General features: G+C 70.4%; 16 protein-coding genes. 5 read left to right on the top strand and 11 right to left on the bottom strand.

Annotation, left to right across the window (positions count from 1 at the left end):
* The first annotated feature begins 128 nt into the window (after positions 1 to 128).
* Genes ABCS02_RS01660 through ABCS02_RS01650 form a run of 3 tightly spaced genes read left to right on the top strand, consistent with a single transcriptional unit; the run spans position 129 to position 3,326 of the window.
* The gene (locus ABCS02_RS01660; protein ID WP_345833871.1) at positions 129 to 1,349 is read left to right on the top strand and encodes an epoxide hydrolase family protein; all 1,221 of its coding nucleotides are present in this window, start codon (positions 129 to 131) and stop codon (positions 1,347 to 1,349) included.
* On the top strand, positions 1,346 to 2,293 hold the full coding sequence (locus ABCS02_RS01655) for an alpha/beta hydrolase (RefSeq protein WP_345833870.1): 948 nt from the start codon (positions 1,346 to 1,348) through the stop codon (positions 2,291 to 2,293). Before ABCS02_RS01660 ends, ABCS02_RS01655 begins: the two co-directional genes overlap by 4 nt.
* Positions 2,286 to 3,326, top strand: coding sequence for a redoxin domain-containing protein (locus ABCS02_RS01650; protein WP_345833869.1), 1,041 nt, complete (start codon positions 2,286 to 2,288; stop codon positions 3,324 to 3,326). Before ABCS02_RS01655 ends, ABCS02_RS01650 begins: the two co-directional genes overlap by 8 nt.
* 9 nt (positions 3,327 to 3,335) lie before the next feature.
* Here the strand turns inward: ABCS02_RS01650 and ABCS02_RS01645 are convergent, their stop codons facing one another.
* Both ABCS02_RS01645 and ABCS02_RS01640 read right to left on the bottom strand, forming a co-directional pair.
* Positions 3,336 to 4,157 (bottom strand): helix-turn-helix transcriptional regulator, encoded by an 822-nt coding sequence (locus ABCS02_RS01645; protein ID WP_345833868.1) that lies wholly within the window; start codon positions 4,155 to 4,157, stop codon positions 3,336 to 3,338.
* A gap of 84 nt (positions 4,158 to 4,241) precedes the next feature.
* The gene (locus ABCS02_RS01640) at positions 4,242 to 5,315 is read right to left on the bottom strand and encodes an alkene reductase (protein ID WP_345833867.1); all 1,074 of its coding nucleotides are present in this window, start codon (positions 5,313 to 5,315) and stop codon (positions 4,242 to 4,244) included.
* 127 nt (positions 5,316 to 5,442) lie between these two features.
* Between ABCS02_RS01640 and ABCS02_RS01635 the strand changes: the two genes are divergently transcribed.
* Entirely contained in the window at positions 5,443 to 5,871 is a 429-nt protein-coding gene (locus tag ABCS02_RS01635; protein ID WP_345833866.1) for a hypothetical protein, read from the top strand.
* Between the two features lie 33 nt (positions 5,872 to 5,904).
* Here the strand turns inward: ABCS02_RS01635 and ABCS02_RS01630 are convergent, their stop codons facing one another.
* Positions 5,905 to 6,660 (bottom strand): PASTA domain-containing protein, encoded by a 756-nt coding sequence (locus tag ABCS02_RS01630; protein ID WP_345833865.1) that lies wholly within the window; start codon positions 6,658 to 6,660, stop codon positions 5,905 to 5,907.
* 212 nt (positions 6,661 to 6,872) lie between these two features.
* Here ABCS02_RS01630 and ABCS02_RS01625 point away from each other — a divergent pair, with 212 nt between their 5' ends.
* Positions 6,873 to 7,517 (top strand): DUF1269 domain-containing protein, encoded by a 645-nt coding sequence (locus tag ABCS02_RS01625; RefSeq protein WP_345833864.1) that lies wholly within the window; start codon positions 6,873 to 6,875, stop codon positions 7,515 to 7,517.
* A gap of 124 nt (positions 7,518 to 7,641) precedes the next feature.
* Here ABCS02_RS01625 and ABCS02_RS01620 read toward each other — a convergent pair whose 3' ends face one another.
* The 8 genes from ABCS02_RS01620 to ABCS02_RS01585 all read right to left on the bottom strand — a co-directional run bounded on the left by ABCS02_RS01620 (position 7,642) and on the right by ABCS02_RS01585 (position 16,528).
* On the bottom strand, positions 7,642 to 9,186 hold the full coding sequence (locus ABCS02_RS01620; protein ID WP_345833863.1) for a S53 family peptidase: 1,545 nt from the start codon (positions 9,184 to 9,186) through the stop codon (positions 7,642 to 7,644).
* Positions 9,187 to 9,675: 489 nt separating this feature from the next.
* The gene (locus ABCS02_RS01615; protein ID WP_345833862.1) at positions 9,676 to 10,284 is read right to left on the bottom strand and encodes an alkylhydroperoxidase domain protein; all 609 of its coding nucleotides are present in this window, start codon (positions 10,282 to 10,284) and stop codon (positions 9,676 to 9,678) included.
* Entirely contained in the window at positions 10,281 to 10,868 is a 588-nt protein-coding gene (locus ABCS02_RS01610; RefSeq protein ID WP_345833861.1) for a CMD domain protein, read from the bottom strand. Before ABCS02_RS01610 ends, ABCS02_RS01615 begins: the two co-directional genes overlap by 4 nt.
* Positions 10,869 to 10,908: 40 nt before the next feature.
* Positions 10,909 to 11,940, bottom strand: a complete 1,032-nt coding sequence (locus ABCS02_RS01605; RefSeq protein ID WP_345833860.1) for a putative FMN-dependent luciferase-like monooxygenase — start codon at positions 11,938 to 11,940, stop codon at positions 10,909 to 10,911.
* Positions 11,937 to 12,671: an ABC transporter ATP-binding protein gene (locus ABCS02_RS01600; RefSeq protein WP_345835157.1), complete on the bottom strand. Its 735-nt coding sequence runs from the start codon at positions 12,669 to 12,671 to the stop codon at positions 11,937 to 11,939. The genes ABCS02_RS01605 and ABCS02_RS01600 overlap by 4 nt, the downstream gene beginning before the upstream one ends.
* A gap of 5 nt (positions 12,672 to 12,676) precedes the next feature.
* Complete coding sequence (locus tag ABCS02_RS01595) at positions 12,677 to 13,549, bottom strand: ABC transporter ATP-binding protein (RefSeq protein WP_345833859.1); 873 nt, start codon at positions 13,547 to 13,549, stop codon at positions 12,677 to 12,679.
* Positions 13,546 to 15,348 carry an ABC transporter permease gene (locus ABCS02_RS01590; protein ID WP_345833858.1) on the bottom strand — a complete coding sequence of 601 codons (1,803 nt, stop codon included), beginning with the start codon at positions 15,346 to 15,348 and terminating at the stop codon, positions 13,546 to 13,548. The genes ABCS02_RS01595 and ABCS02_RS01590 overlap by 4 nt, the downstream gene beginning before the upstream one ends.
* 19 nt (positions 15,349 to 15,367) lie before the next feature.
* Positions 15,368 to 16,528: an ABC transporter substrate-binding protein gene (locus ABCS02_RS01585; RefSeq protein WP_345833857.1), complete on the bottom strand. Its 1,161-nt coding sequence runs from the start codon at positions 16,526 to 16,528 to the stop codon at positions 15,368 to 15,370.
* Positions 16,529 to 16,721 lie beyond the last annotated feature (193 nt).

Genomic DNA, 16,721 nt, shown 5'->3' with positions numbered 1-16,721 from the left:
CCTCAAATCATCCCCTCCGCCTCGCGGAGGTTGAGGGAAGCCCCCGAAGCCGCGGCGCCGCCGATACGGAAAGGTCGGGGGCGGCGACGTCCGTTCACCGTCGCCGTCCCACCAGACAGGAGGACCACATGTCCATCAGCGAACACCCCGCACGCACCGGCCACGACGACGAGCACACCGCCGTCCGTCCGTTCACCATCGACATCCCGCAGTCCGACATCGACGACATGATGCGCCGCGTCCGCGAGACCCGGCTGCCGGAGCGCGAGACCGTCGACGACACGTCCCAGGGCGTGCGACTCCAGGTCATGCGCGACCTCAAGGAGTACTGGAAGGACGGCCACGACTGGCGCGGCGTGGAGGCGCGGCTGAACAGCCTGCCGCAGTTCGTCACCGAGATCGACGGGCTCGACATCCACTTCATCCACGTTCGGTCGCGTCACGAGGGCGCCCTGCCGATGATCGTCACCCACGGCTGGCCCGGCTCGGTCATCGAGCAGCTCAAGATCGTCGGGCCGCTCACCGACCCGACGATGTACGGTGCGAGCGCGGACGACGCGTTCGACCTGGTCATCCCGTCGCTGCCGGGGCACGGCTTCTCGGCCAAGCCCGACCGGCCGGGCTGGGATCCGATCCAGATCGCCCGCGCGTGGGCCGAGCTGATGCGGCGGCTGGGCTACGACCGGTACGTCGCCCAGGGCGGCGACTGGGGCAACGCGGTCACCGAGCAGCTCGCGCTGCTGAAGCCGGAGGGCCTCATCGGCATCCACACCAACATGCCGGCGACGGTCCCGGACGGCATTCAGGCCGCGCTCGACGCACACGAGGACCCGCCGGCCGACCTGGACGACGAGGAGCGGAACGCCTGGGACCAGCTCGCGTTCTTCGACGCGCACGGCCTTGCCTACGCGCAGGAGATGGGCAACCGCCCGCAGACGCTGTACGCGCTCGCGGACTCCCCCGTCGGCCTCGCCGCATGGATGCTCGACCACGACGCCCGCAGCTACGACCTGATAGCGCGCGTCTTCGCAGGCGGCACCGAGGGCCTCACGCGGGACGACATCCTCGACAACGTGAGCCTGTACTGGCTGACCAACACGGCGGTGTCGTCGGCGCGGCTGTACTGGGAGAGCACGCTGGCGTTCTTCGCGCCGAAGGGCGTCACACTGCCGACCGGGGTGAGCGTGTTCCCGGACGAGATCTACGCCGCCCCACGGAGCTGGGCGACGCAGGCGTACCCGAACCTCATCCACTTCAACCGGCTCGCGAAGGGCGGACACTTCGCGGCCTGGGAGCAGCCCGAGCTGTTCTCCCAGGAGCTGCGGGACACGTTCCGCTCGCTGCGATGAGCGGGACGCCCGGCGGCCTCGCGCACATCGTGGCCGGCGAACTGGAGGTCGAGTACGCGGACTCCGGTCCGCAGGACGCCCCGGCCGTCCTGCTGCTCCACGGCTGGCCGTACGACCTGCACGCGTTCGACGCGTCGGCGGCGCTGCTCGCGGATGCCGGTTACCGCGTGCTCGTCCCGAACCTGCGCGGCTACGGCGGCACGCGCTTCCTCTCGGCGGAGAGCGCCCGCAACGGGGAGCAGGCCGTGCTCGCGACGGACGCGCTGGCGTTCCTCGACGCGCTCGGCGTGGCCGACGCGATCGTCGGCGGGTTCGACTGGGGCGCGCGCACCGCGAACGTGCTCGCCGCGCTCTGGCCGGAGCGCGTCCGCGGCCAGGTCTCCGTCAGCGGGTACCTGGTCGGGAGCCAGGCGGCGAACGCGCAGCCGCTGCCTCCCGCCGCCGAGTTCACCTGGTGGTACCAGTTCTACTTCGCGACCGAGCGCGGCCGGGTCGGCTACGACCGCTTCCGCGACGACTTCACCCGGCTGATCTGGCGGACGGCCTCACCGCAGTGGGAGTTCTCCGACGAGACGTTCGCACGCACGGCGGCCTCGTTCGCGAACCCCGACCATGTGGCGATCGTCATCCACAACTACCGGTGGCGGCTGGGGCTGGCGGACGGCGATCCGGCACTGGGGGAGCTGGAGGAGCGCCTGGCGGCACGGCCGCCGATCGGGGTGCCCACGATCACTCTGGAGGGCGACGCGAACGGGGCGCCGCATCCCGAGGCCGCCGCCTACCGGGACCGGTTCACCGGTCCGTACGAGCACAGGGTCGCCTCCGGCGGCGTCGGCCATGACCTCCCGCAGGAGGCGCCGCAGGTGTTCGCGGACGCGGTCGTCGCCGTCGACCGGATGGCCAGCGAGGCCGGGCGGCAGCGGGAGGGGGTGCGCCGTGTCTGACGAGGATGGGCAGCGCCGGCCGTTCCGCTCGCTCCTGCACCGCCGGCCCGACGACGACCGGGATCACCTCCCGGACGAGGGCGCGCTCGCGCCGTTCACCCGCGCCACGGCCTGGCTGAACTCGCCGCCGCTGACCCCGGCCGGTCTCCGGGGGCGCGTCGTCCTGGTCGACTTCTGGACGTTCACCTGCGTCAACTGGCTGCGCACGGCGCCGTACCTGAGGGCGTGGCACGCGAAGTACGCGAGCGCGGGCCTGACCGTGATCGGCGTCCACACTCCCGAGTTCGGCTTCGAGCACGACCTCCCGACCGTGACGGACCGGGTGCGGCAGCTCGGGATCGAGTACCCCGTCGCGGTGGACAGCGATTACGGCGTGTGGGGCGACTTCGACAACCACTACTGGCCCGCCCTGTATGTCGCGGACGCGGATGGCCGGCTGCGCTACCACCGCTTCGGCGAGGGCGAGTACGCGATGACCGAGATGGTCCTCCAGGAGCTGCTGCGCGACGCCGGTGCGGACCTCGACGGTTCCCTCATCATGCCGGACGCGCGCGGCCTGGAGGTCGCGGCCGACTGGCCGACCCTCCGCTCGCCCGAGACCTACCTCGGCTACGGCCAGAGCAGCGGCTTCGTGTCGGAGGACGCCGGCCTCTACGACCTGTCGAGCGTCTACCCCGGCGGCGCGCGGCTGACCCTGAACGAGTGGGACCTCACCGGCCGCTGGACGCAGACCCGCGCCGCCGCGGTGTCCGGCGGGGCGGACGGGCGTGTCTCCTTCGCCTTCCACGCCCGCGACGTCAACCTCGTCATGGGACCGGCGGCCGGCCGCGGCGCCGTGCCGTTCCGCGTGCTGCTCGACGGGAGGCCGCCGGGCGAGGCCCACGGCACCGACATCGACGCCGCCGGGAACGGCGTCCTCGACCAGCAGAACACCTACCAGCTCATCCGCCAGCCGGGGCCCATCGCGACGCGCCTGGTCGAACTGGTCTTCCCGGACGGAGGCGCCGAGGCCTACTGCTTCACCTTCGGCTGAGCCCGCCGGTCACACCACCCCGTGCCGCAGCGCGAACGCCGTGGCCTCGCTCCGCCGCGCCACCCCGATCTTGCGGTACATCGAGGTGATGTGCCGCTCGACGGTCCGGTCGCTCAGCCAGAGGACGGCGGCGATCTCCTTGTTGCTGAGCCCTTGCGCGAGCAGCCGGAGCACTTCGGCCTCCCGGTCGGTGAGGGCGGGCGAGCCGTCCCGCACCGCGGTCGTGTCCGGCAGCCCCGCATCGTGGATCGTGCGCGCGAGGGCGGCGAGCTCGGGCGCGACCTGGTCTGCGAGCGAGCGCAGGAGCTCCTGCAGGTGGAGCAGGGCGTCCTCGGCCGCCCGCCTCGCGGCCGCTTCCTGCTCGAGTCGCTGCGCCGCGTGGATCGCGATCGCCGCCTGGCCGACCGCGGCGCGCAGGAGCTGTCGCTCGTCGGCGGTCGGGAAGCCCGGCCGGGAGGCCGAGACGACCACCACACCGCTCTCCCACGGCAGGGCCACCGGCAGGGCGACCACGCGTCGCGAGGCGACCTCCCCCGGCTCGGAACCGGCGACCACGATCCCCGCGCCGCGCGCTGCGACGCGCTGCAGCATCCGCGCCAGCTCGCGCGGAGGACGCGACCCGGCCGGCCGCCACACTTCGAGCGCGTCCCCGCCGGCGTCCACGAACCGCGCGAAGGCGCTGTCGAGCCGCAGCACACCGAAGAGGACGCTCAGCAGCCCGTTCGCGATCTCGCGCGGCTCGCGGTCCACCCACAGCGCCGGGAGGGCCAGGAGCGCGCTCACGTCCCCCGCCCATCCCCGAGCGTCCGCCTCCAGCGAGTCCGCGCCCATCAGCGCCGTGCACCCTCCCGGGCCGCCGGTGTCGCGGTGCGGCCACAACGGACATCCTGGAGGGTGCGCGGCCGCGCGGCAAGGCTACGCGCTCAGGCGCGGATAGTCCGTGTACCCCTCGGCGCCCGCCCCGTAGAACGTCGCCGCGTTGGGCTCGTTCTCCGGGTGCTCGCCCTTCCAGCGCTCCACGAGGTCGGGGTTCGCGATCGCGAGACGGCCGACGGCCACCGCGTCCGCGTGCGCGTCCTCCACCAGCGCGATCGCCTCGTCACGCGAGGTGACCGAGCCGAACCCGCTGTTGACGATGAAGGGGCCGCCAAAGCGCTCGCGCAGGTCCTGGACCAGCGGGCCGGTGGGGTCGCCGTGCAGCACGCTCACGTAGGCGAGGCCGAGCGGCGCGAGCCCGTCCACCACGGCCTCGTACGTGGCGGTGGCGTCGGCGAGGTCTGTCTCGAAAACGTCCTGGATGTTGTGCATCGGCGACAGCCGGATGCCCACGCGTCCGGCGCCGACGGCCGCGGCGATCGCGGAGGTCACCTCGACCACGAAACGCGCCCGCGCCTCCGGGGAGCCGCCGTACTGGTCGTCGCGGACGTTGGAGACCGGCGAGAGGAACTGGTGCAGCAGGTAGCCGTTGGCGCCGTGCACCTCCACCCCGTCGAGGCCGGCGGCGATGGCGTTCTTCGCGGCCAGGACGAACTCGTCGCGGACCGTGGCGAGCTCCTCGGTGGTGAGCGCGTGCGGCACCGGGAAGGCGACCTTCCCGGTCGTCGTGCGCGTCTCCCCGTCGATCGCGACGGCGCTCGGGGCGACGACGCGGTCCGCCCCGTTGATCAGCGGGTGCGAGACGCGGCCGCTGTGCATGAGCTGCATGACGATGCGGCCGCCCTCGGCGTGCACGGCGTCGGCGACGGCGCGCCAGCCGGCGATCTGCTCGTCTGTGACGATGCCGGGCTGACCCGGGTAGGCGCGCGACTCGTGGCTCGGGTAGGTCCCCTCGGTGATGATCAGGCCCACGCTCGCCCGCTGCGCGTAGTGTTCCGCCACCAGCGGCCCCGGGATGCCGGCCTCACCCGAACGCGTGCGGGTGAGCGGCGCCATCACGACGCGGTTGGGAAGGTGGAGGTCGCCGAGCGAAACAGAGGAGAACAGATCCATCGAGGCATGCCTTTCGGTGTGCGGACACGTTGCGGCTGCGCGGTCGGGCGCAGCCTTTGAGGCGAACAGCCGTCGCGGATGCTCTATTCCGATTCCGGAGTCGGAATCGAGCAGCTAGGTTCGCACTATGCCGCAGTCGCGATGGAAGGCCCCTCTGATCGCCCTCGCGATCGTCGTCGGCCTCGGCGGAACGCTCGCCGGCGGGCTCGCGCTGTTGAGCCTTCCCTCGCCCGCCCCGACTCCGCACCATCCGGTCCCGGGCCCCGACGCCACGCTTTCCGCGACGGCGCAGGCCTATATGGAGGCGGCGAAGGACAACGACTGCGGCATGACCCTCGCCCTCACCACCTCCAACACGACCGCATGGTGCGACGGTCCGCGGCTGCTCTCGTACCGGTTTCTCGGCCGCACCGGCGACGACGGCGAATGCATGGAGTACTCGATCACCACCGACCGCGGCCTCGACGGCACCGACCAGGGCGGGACCGAAGGCTGGTCGTTCTGCTACCGCCAGACGAAGGCGGGCTGGCGGCTCTGGGACCAGGGCCAGGGCTGATCCCCCGGGGAGGGCAGCGGACCAGGAAGTCGACTAGACGACTCCGCGCAGGAGGCCGCTGACGACGCCGAGCGGTGAGATCGGGAGGGTCGGAAGCGGCACGGGCGGCGCCGGCACCTGGACGACCGGCGGCGGGGTGGCCGGCGCCGCCGGCGCCGACGGGGCCGACGGGGCGGGCACCGGCGCCGGTGGGGCGGGCACGGCGCCACCGCTCCCGGCAGCGCCGCCGCCTCCGGCTCCGCTTCCGGCTGTGCCCGGGTTTCCTGTCCCGCCCGTGCTCCCGGCTCCGCCCGTTGCCGGGGTCACGCCCGACCCGGCCGGCGCCGAGACGGTTGCAGGGCCGGTCGTCCCGGCCGCGTTCTGAGGAGGCGTCGAGACAGTGGATCCCGCCGGTGCGACCGTCAGCGCGATCGTCGCTCCCCTCGCAGCGTGCGCTCCCGCGCCCGGGGTCTGGCCAGTCACGACGTCGTCCGTCCGGCCCGCCGCGGGCTCCCCGGACGCGGTGCGGAACACCACTGAGAACCCGCGCTCGCGCAACGTATCCCTGGCGCGGGACTCCGACAGCCCGATCACGTTCGGCACGGACAGAGCGACGACAGGGGACACACCAGGCGCGTGAGCATCGGAATGGGCAGGCGCCGGCGCCAGATCGGCCGTGACCAGTGGGGTGACGACGAGCGCCGCCACCAGCGCGGCGGTCGCGACAGCACCGGTCCGGTAGGGGTGTTCGACGATGACGTCGCCGACACGCCTGAGGCCGCCGGCCCGCGCGTTGTGCCTGCCCGCCATTGTCCCTTCCCTACTGATGATCGAGACGGCGGGCGTAGCGCCAGCCGACCGCGGCGACAGTACGCCTCCCGCGCCGGATCCGGGAGGGACGCCCAGGAGGCTGCCAGGTCCGGCGGCCACCGAACAGGTCCCGGATCCGGCATAGCCGCGAGCGAAGCCCGCTCCTATACTTTCGCCCGAAACGGCAGACACCCCACCCGAAGGAGACCGACATGACCGATGCGACATCCACTCCCGCCGACGGGACCGGCACGGATGACGAGGCCGTCAGCGTGACGGCAGCGGGCATCAGCGACGGCGCCTACACCCTGATCGCCGCCGATTTCTCGGACACCGACATCGCGATGGAGGCGTACGAAGCGCTCAAGACGGTCGAGGACGGCGCGACCGTGAAGATCGACGGGGTCGTCGTCGTCAGACGGGACGCCGGCGGCAAGCTCGAAGTGCAGAAGGCCACCGACCACAGCACCCGCGACGGCCTCACCTGGGGCGCTGTCGGCGGCGCGGTCCTGGGCGTCCTGTTCCCGCCGTCGATCATCGGCAGCGCGCTGGTAGTGGGCGCAGGCGGCGGAATCATCGGCAAGCTGCGCGAGCGCCACCACAAGAAGGAACTGGCGAAGGAGCTCGAGGACGCGATCGCCCCGGGCCACTCCGGCATCATCTCACTGGTCTCCGACCCCGGCGAGGTCAAGATCCGCAAGGCACTGGAAAAGGCCGACCGGATCGTCGAGAAGGCTGTGGACGATGCCGCCGCTGCGGACATCAAGGCGGCGGGCAAGGATGGGGACAGCGCGGCCGACTCCGGCGCCGCGGCGGATGCACCCGCCGCCGAGGGCGACTCCGCCGACAAGAAATAGAACTGCCGCCCAGAGGCGCTCCCGGGAAAGCGGGCCTGCGACCCGCGGCCCTCCGCGGCGAGTCGTAACGACGATCCGGCGGCCGCGCCGCGAAGGGCACGACCGCCGGACGTGTGGGAGAGGACTACTGCGCCGCCACCAGTTGGCCGACGTATCCGGGAGCGTTCGGGCTGCCCCAACCGGTTGTCAGGTCGTAACCGGAGGTCGTCGGGTACCCCGGCACCGGGTCGGGCGTGACGAATCCGTCGGATCCGAGGTCCCAGATGCGGTTGTTCTGCAGCACGCCGCTCGGCGTCGTCCCGTAGGTGTGCGGGACGATGTCGTTGAACGCGGCCGACTTGTCGAACGAGGCACCGTAGATCACCGGGTTCAGGAATCCGATCGGCCCCTTGCCCGCTGCCGCACGCTGCTGGTTGCCGATCGCGGTGATGGCGGCGAACTGCGGTGACGCAGCAGAGGTTCCACCGTACACACCCCAGCGCGGGCCGCCGTAGAGCGTCGGGAAGTAGGTCTCGTACGTGAGCACGCCACCGTTCACCGCCGCGTTGAAGGCCACATCAGGCACGCCGCGCTTTCCGCCGACCACGCCGGACACTGTGCTCTGGTAGGACGGGCGGGCGTAGACGGTCGAGAGGCCGCCACCCGTTCCGATTCCCTCGAAGCTCTCGTTCCAGACGTTCTCCGAGCTGCCGCCGCTGGTCCACGACCAGTAAGCCGGGTTACGCGCACCCGAAGCGAGGAACGGCATGTCCTGGGTGGGGGCCCACTGCCATCCCGACATCACCTGCGTGCCGCCGACCGACGTCACGTACGGCGAGACGTTCGGGTAGCTCACCTCGGGGGTCGAGCCGACCGTCGTCTGACGGTGCGACCGGGTGACACCGGTCGATCCGTTGTCGCCGGCGGAGGAGAAGAACGTGTCGCCCTTCGCCTGCCCGCGCTGGAACGTCTGGTCGAACTTCGCGAACTGCGCGGCCGCGGCTCCCCCGAACGCCTGCTCGTCGGTGCCGAAGGACATCGAGAACACGGTGCCTGATGGGTACGCTCCGACAGCCCAGTCGATCGCTTTCATGAGGTTCGGCAGGCCCTGGACGCCCTGGGTCTCGGCGGGAGGAGTGGCGACGAGCACGATGTGCGCCTTGGGAGCCATGGCGTACGCCCACTCGATGTCGAGACTCGCCTCACCGGCCCAGCCCGCGGCCGAGTTCGGGCCGGACTGACCGACTCCGTTTCCGGTGGGGTTCTTGTAGTCGGGTTGGCCGAGGGGGTACACCTCGCTGAAGTCGGGTGTGGGGCCACCGTAGGTGCTGGCGAAGAACGACAGGTCGTTCGCTCCCGTCGGCGTGCCGTACGCGTCGACCAGCACGATCGTCTGTCCGGCGCCGTCGTTGCTCGACGCGAGCGGACCGAGGCCGTAGAACGAGCGCAGCTGGTCGGGTCCGTAGCAGTGGAGCGTGGTCGACACCCGGTTGTCGGGTGCGGGCCGCTGGCACGAGACGGCACCCTGGGCGCTCGTCGCGTCGGTGAACGCCGAGTCGGGTGCGCGCAGCGCCATCGGCTGCACGGACGCGGAGGACGCGACCGGCGGCGGAGTCGGAGCGCTGAACGCGGTGGCGCCGAGTGCGGCGATACCGAGCGCGGCGGCAAGGATTGCGGATCTATTCTTCATCGAACTTCACAACCTCCTCTTGAGAGTCGCGCGGGAGGCGCTGGCGCTTGTGACGCGGCGCTGCTCGTGCGCGCAATTGGCAAGAAAGTATCACCGCTGAGAACGGCCTGTCTACGCCCGACCGAGGGGCCTGCCGCCTCGTCCGTGAACCTTCTTCTTCTCACCACCCGTCCTGCGCCACCCGCTTCAGCGTCGGCCATGCAGTTGCTCACATGATCGCTCAGATGTTCTGTTACCGCTGCGTTACCACAGGGCACGAGCGGTAACACGGAAAACCCCCGCATCCCTGTAAACACAGGGATCGCGGGGGTTTTTCGTGGCGGTACCGGTGGGATTTGAACCCGATCCCTGCTCTTGAATTTTCGGGGCACTCAGATTAAATCGCTGGTCAGTCGATTGATTTGAGTCACGTATGATCACGTTGAATCATTTAGAGTCACGTACGGTTGTGGGCAAAACGTGGGCAAACGAAAGAACCCGCGCCCCTGCCTATCCCTGAGCCGGCGGTGTCGGCTCGCCCAGCGAGAGCATGAGGCGGTTGGCCCAGTTGAAGAAGGCGGCGCCGTTTATCGCGTCGATGATCGCGAGGTCGTCGAGTCCGGCATCGCGCAGCGCCTGCACATGGCTGGAGCCGAACTCGTCCGGGATGCGTGTCAGCGCGACCGACGCGTCGATCACGGCGCGCCACTGCGGGTCGTCCTGCTGCGCGGCGGTGCCCTCGTCGAGGAGGCGCTGCACGTCGTCCTGCCGCTTGGAGTGGTGACTGGCGAAGCGCGAATGCACCGAGGCGCAGAAGATGCAGCCGTTGGTGCGGGAGGCCGCGGTGGCCGACAGTTCGCGCAGCGCGCGGGTCAGGCCGCCCTTCTCGTTGTAGAAGATGTCGTTGTCGGTGCGGGTGCGCGCGCCGAGGATGTCCGGGTCGCGGACGAGCAACCGGAAGTACGGGCTGTTCGCGCGGCCCTTGTCGACCAAGCCTTCGTAGTGGCGCTCGGTCAGCTCCTCCAGGGGCAGCGGCTCGAGCCATGCCTCCCACCCGAGTTGCTCCTGCGTGAAGGCGTTCGGCGCTTCGATCTCGGTGCGGGTGCTGGTCTCGCTCATGCGAGGTCTCCTTTCAGGACGGTGAGCCCCGCGACCACGCGGAGCTGGAAGCTGAGGAACGCGACGAGCTGCGACAGGGTGACGATGCCGGTGGTCGACCAGCCGGCGTCGAGCAGCTCCTGGAGGGCGTCGGCCGAGGCATCGCGCGGCCGGTAGACGAGCAGGTGGGTGTGCGCGAGGGCGGCGGTGAGGCGCGGGCCGGCGGCGGCGGCCAGCTCGGGCGACGGCTGCCAGTGGAGGCCGTCCACGTTCTCGACGGTGAGCGGGCCGTCGGGGTAGTCCCCGCACGGCCCCTCGGTTAGCGCGCCGGGCAGCGCGCCCGCCAGCACCGCGAGCAGTCCCGCGTCCTCCGCGGCCAGGAGGTCGCGGTAGTACGACGCGGTCGGCGACTTCGAGAGGGCGACGGTCCAGTAGGCGACGGCGAGCCGCTCTCGCTGGGAGACGTCCGTCAGTTCCGATGAGCGCAGCAGCGCGTCGAAGCTGGCCTGCGCGTTGGCGCGGGCGTTGGGGCGCTGCTCGCGCAGGGTGTCGAGCGGGTCGCCCGGCTGGATGCCGACCAGGTGGTCGATGACGTCGGTGGTCATGGAGGTCCTTTCGATGGTGGACGGATCAGAGGAGGAGGACTCAGCGCACCGCGACCGCCGGCGCGGCCGGCGACCAGTCGAGCAGTTCGCGCCCGACCTCCGCGGTGAGCTCGATGGAGCGCAGCACCGTCTCGTGCGGCGGGTCGACGGGATGCGGCTGGAACGCCACGTCGGTCGTCAGCGCGATGACCGCGTCGGCGCCGAGGGTGGTGAGCACCTGTTCCGGCGTGCCGATGTGTATGTCGAGCCAGGCCAGCAGTTCCGTGTCGGTCGTGCCCTGCGGGACGGCAAGCCCCTGCGAGTCGACGAATGCACGCCCGCGGTCGATCGCGCGCCGGATCCACGAGGCCGCCTCCGCCTCCGTGTCGACCACGAGCACCGAGCGGGAGGCCAGGATGCGCGGCGCGGCGCCGTCGGGCAGCGCTGTGAGGTAGGCGTCGACGACCGCCTGCTGCAGCTGCGGCGAAGAGGGTGCGTCCCACTCCCGGCGGGGCTGGGTGCGCGAGAGCATGAGGCCGTTGCCGCGGCGGCCGATGCGGGCGGCGCCCTCGGCCGAGAACGTCGCCTCCCACACGACGTCGAGCACCGAGGGCGCGGCCGGGTACAACACGCCGCCGTCGGAGGTCAGCTGGTCTCCTCGTAGGGCGGCGATCAGCGCCTCCCTGTGCCGGTCGTAGATCGCGGCGCGGTCGGCCGGGTCGTGCCCGAAGGGTGGGAACGACGAGGGCGTGCCGCCGGAGCCGATGCCGAGCTCCAGCCGGCCGCCGGAGAGCAGGTGCAGCACGGCGGCGTCCTCCGCCACCCGCAGGGGCGCCTCCAGGGGCAGCGTCACGATGCCGGTGCCGAGCCCGATGCGGGAGGTCAGCACCGCCGCCTGGGCCAGTAGCACGAACGGCGACGGGAGGCCGCCCTCCGCCTCGTGGAAGTGGTGCTGGGCGACCCAGACCGTGTCGAGCCCCACCTCCTCGGCTCGCACGAACTGGTCGAGCGCATTGCGGTAGCGCTGCAGTGCCGTGCCGTCGTCGAGTAGGCGGGTGAAGAACCCGAGCCGTTGGCGTGAAGGTCCGGTCATTCGCGGGCCGCCTTTCCCAAGTAGGCCTCCTGGATCTGCGGGTCGTCCAGTAGCTCGCGTGCCGTGCCCTGCAGCACGATCGCGCCCGTCGCGAGCACGTAGCCCCGGGAGGCGATGGAGAGCGCCAGCTCGGCCTGCTGCTCGACGAACAGCACGGCCACGCCGAGCTCGCTGTTGATGCGCACGATCTCGTCGAGCACCTGGTCGACGAGTTTCGGCGAGAGACCCATGGTCGGCTCGTCCATGCAGACGAGCTTCGGGCGGCTCATCAGGGCGCGCGCGAACGCGAGCATCTGCTGCTCGCCGCCGGAGAGCGTGCCGGCCTGCTGCCTGCGGCGCTCGGCCAGGCGGGGGAAGTGCGTGCGCATCCGGTCGAGGTCCTCGGCGATGGCGGTCTTGTCGGCGCGCGAGCGCGAGCGGCGCGTGTACGCACCTGCGATCAGGTTCTCGTCCACCGTCATCTCGGGGAAGACCCGCCGCGCCTCCGGCACCGACGCGATCCCGCCGGCGACCCGGTGCCGTGTGGAGGCGTGGGTGATGTCGTCGCCGGCGAAGCGCACGGTGCCCGACTTCGGCCGCACGAGCCCCAGGATGGTCTTCATCGTGGTGGACTTGCCGCTCGCGTTGCCGCCGAGCAGCGAGACGATCTCGCCCTCCCCCACCGTCAGCGAGTTGCCGCGCAGAGCGTGGAAGGGGCCGTAGTAGACGTTCACGTCCTCCAGTGCCAGCAGGTCGGTCATGCCAGGTCCACCCCTCCCAGTCCTCGGCGGCGTCCGAGGTAGGCCTCCACCACCGCGGTGTCACTGCGCACCTCGTCCGGGCGTCCCTCCGCAATGATGCGGCCGCCGTCCATGACGATCACGCGGTCGGACACCGTCATGACGAGGTCGAGCTTGTGCTCGACGAGCAGGATGCTCTGCCCGGCCGACTTGAGCTCGAGGAGCTGCGCGAGCACCTCGGCGGTCTCGGACTGGTTCATGCCGGCGGTCGGCTCGTCGAGCACCAGCAGTTTCGGCTCCAGCGCCAGCGCGCGGGCGATCTCGGTGCGACGGCGGTTGGCGTAGCTCAGCGAGTACGCCGGGTCGTCGCGGCGCGGGCCGAGCCGGGCCTCGAACCGGTCGATCTCCGACTCGACGGCCGCGTCGATCGCGGCCCGCTCGCGGCGGGAGGCCGGGGTGCCGACGATGGCGATGTACAGCTCGGCGAGCAGCGGGATCCAGCGCAGCAGGAACAGGTTCGACAGCCTCCGAAACGGCCGGTGCGCCCGCAGCGTGGTGTGGAGGCCGACCTCGATGTTGTCGGCCACCGACAGCGTCGCGAACACCCGCCCGTTCTGGAAGGTGCGGGCGACGCCGTGCTCGGCGATGCGGGCGCTGTCGGCGCGCTCGATCCGCTCGCCGTCGAGGGTGATGGTGCCGCCGTTCGGCCGGATCGCGCCGGTCACCAGGTTGAGCGTCGTGGTCTTGCCCGACCCGTTCGGGCCGATGATCGACACGACCTCTCCGCGGTGCACGGAGAAGGTGATCCCATCGACGGCCTTGAGCCCGTCGAAGTGGCGTTCCAGCTTCTGGACGCTCAGCAGCGTGCCGTTCGTTCCGTGCGCGCTCATGAGTTCCTCACTAGGATGCCGCCGGGGCGGAAGCGGACGACCAGGATCAGCACCAGGCCGTAGACGATGATGCGCAGCTCCGGGGTGAACCGCAGCAGCTCCATCGCGCCGATCAGGATGATCGAGCCGACGACCGCGCCGTAGGGGAGGTTGATCCCGCCGAGGATCACGATGGTCACCACCAGCAGCGACATCAGCATCGTGAAGATGGTGGGGTCGATGTAGGTGTACTGGTGGGCGAGCAGCGAGCCCCCGATCCCGGCGAAGAAGCCGGAGACGGCGAACGCCAGCGCCTTGTAGTCGCGTCCGCGGACGCCCGACGACAGCGCGGCCACCTCGTCGGAGCCGACCGACGAGATCACCTTGCCGAGGTGCGAGCTCCGCAGCCGCCACATCACGATCAGGGTGATCACGAGCACGCCGAAGTCGATCCAGTAGTAGGCCTGCGGAGTGTTCAGCGGCGTCCCGAACCACTCGGGAACCGGGATGTTGTAGAGCCCCTGCGGCAGGATCAGCTGGATGACGGCGACGATCGCGATGCCGAGTCCGAGCGTGGCGATGGACACGTAGTGCCCCTTCACGCCCCAGATCGGCGACGCCAGGATCGACGCCACCACCGCCGCGGCGAGGCCGGCCAGCGGCAGTGCCACCCAGAACGGCACGTGAACGTACAGCGTGAGCAGTGCGGAGGCGTACGCGCCGATCGCGATCGGGCCGGCCTGGCCCAGCGCGAGCACACCGGCCTGCCCGGCGGTCACCGTGAAGCCCGCCGCGATGATCGCGTAGACCAGCACCTGGGTGCCGGTGGTCAGGAGGTAGTCGTTGCCGAAGACCGGCACAGCGATTCCGAGCACCACGAACGCGAGCGGCCACACCCAGCGCGGGATCCGCAGCGGCCGGCCCTTGCCGAGGAACGTGCCGGTGAGCGGTTCCGTGGAGATCAGCGGCACCTTGCCGAAGAACCCGCCCGGCCTCACGATCAGCACGACGATGAGGATGACGAACACGATGATCTCGCGCGCCGTGTCGCCGAAGAAGTGGATGCCGAACGCCTCCAGGATGCCGAGAACGAAGCCGCCGATCACCGCCCCGACGAGCGAGCCCAGGCCGCCGAGCGTGGCGGCCACGAACGATGTGAGCCCGACATCCAGCCCCGAGCTGGGGTTCGCGACGCCCACGTAGAGGGCGATGAAGACGCCGGCGAGGCCGCCGAGCGCCGAGGCGATCACGAACGACAAGTGCTGCACCTGGCCGACCGGGATGCCCATCTGCAGGGCGGCTTCCTGGTCCTGGGCGGTGGCGCGGATGGCCCGCCCGATCTTCCCGTACTTCAGGAACACGGTCATCACGACCATCACCGCGGCGGTCGTGCCGAGCATCACCACGTCGGAGGTGCCGAAGCGCATGTTCCCGATGTGCAAGTTGGAGGTGGGCAGCACCTCCGGGAAGACGCGGAACTGCGCCGTGAACGCGACCTGCGATGCGTTGTCGAGGATCAGCGAGATGGCGTAGGTGCTGAGCATCGCCGCCAGCGGCAGGTACTTCGCCAGCGGGCGGACGACGGTCACGTTGATCAGCAGGCCGATCGCGCCGCAGACGAGGAGCACTGCCAGGAGCGCCAGCCAGAATGGCAGTCCCAGCTTCACCACGAAGAACCAGGACAGCATCGCGCCCAGCCCGAAGAAGGAGAACTGGGCGAAGTTGACGACGTTCATGACGCCGAAGACGAGGGAGATGCCGACCGCTCCGAGGGCGTAGACGTTCCCTCGGAGCAGGCCGGCGATCAGTGTGTCGAGCATGATGTGCGCTTCAACGGGCTCAGCCGTTGTACGCGACCCACTTCCCGTCCTTGAGGATGCTCGGGGTGAGCTGCGGGGAGGCGACGCGGCGGGTCGACTGGTCGAAGGTGATCTTCCCGTAGACGACGCTCGGCACGTCCGTGACCTTCTTGAACCCCGCGAGGATGCCCTCCCGCGTGGTGCCGCCGATCTTCGCGGCGGCGACCGCGACGTGGAGAGCGTCGTATGCGCCGGCCTCGAAGCCTGTGACCTCGGACTCGTTCGGGTACTTCTTCTTGAACGCCTTCACGAAGTCCTGCACCTCCTTCGACGGATTGGTGGCGAGGAACTCGGCGCCGTTGATCGCGCCCTCGGCGTCCTTGGTGCCGTCGAACGACTGCTCGTCCTGGCCGCCGTAGAAGGTGCCGTCGTAGCCGATCGCGCGCAGCTGGGTGACGAGTTTCGCGGCGTCCGGGCCGTAGCCGATGTGCACGAAGGCCTCCGGCTTGCCTGCGACGGCCTTGGTGAGCGACGGCCGGTAGTCGTCGGAGGTGTCGAGCACGCCCTCCGCGTCGGTGATCTTCAGGCCGATCTTCTTGGCCTCGTCCTTGAACGCGGTGAACGCCGGGATTCCCCAGTCGGCGGTGTTCAGGTAGGTGACGCCGACGGACTTGATGCCCTGCTTCTTGATGTAGTCGGCCGTCCACGTGTAGGTGGCGCTGGTAGTGATGGAGGTCGACCACTGGTACTGCGTGCCCTTGGCGGTGAAGTCCGGGTTCGAGTTGTTGAAGCCGTACTGCAGCAGCTTGCCCGCCGTGTAGATCGGCGAGGCCGGGATGGAGGCCGCCGACGAGTAGTCGCCGAACACGAGGCTGACGCTGTCGTCGCCGACGAACTTCTGCGCGACCGCGACCGACTGCTTCGGGTCGGACTGCGAGTCCTCGTACTTGAGGGAGACAGGGTGACCGTTGATGCCGCCCTTCGCGTTGACCTCCTCGACGGCAAGGTCGAAGGCCTCCTTGAACTGCTCGCCGTACTGCGCGTACTGACCGGTCACGGCGGCGGAGACGCCGAAGTAGACGGGGCTCTTGCCGGAGGAGCCTCCGGTAGCGGCCGAGGATTCGCTCGCGCAGGCGGCGAGACCTGCGACGGTGAGTGCGGCGACGGAGACGACGGCTGCGCTCCGGAGGATTCTCTTCATGCTGGTTCCTTCACATCGGGCTGAGGATGACGCGGGATCAGGGGTGCGTCGCCGACGTTAGGACCGCCTCGGGTGCAGGCGCACCCCCCACCGTCACAAACGGTTGCGATTGTTAACACGCGTCATACAGTTTGCGGACGCGCACATCCGCAAGGCGGCCGCAACCATCTGGCAGCAGTGCCCGAATCACCTC

Source organism: Microbacterium sp. X-17 (assembly GCF_039615055.1).
Note: the sequence above shows the minus strand (reverse complement) of the source record. Positions and strands in the feature narration are given on the sequence as shown.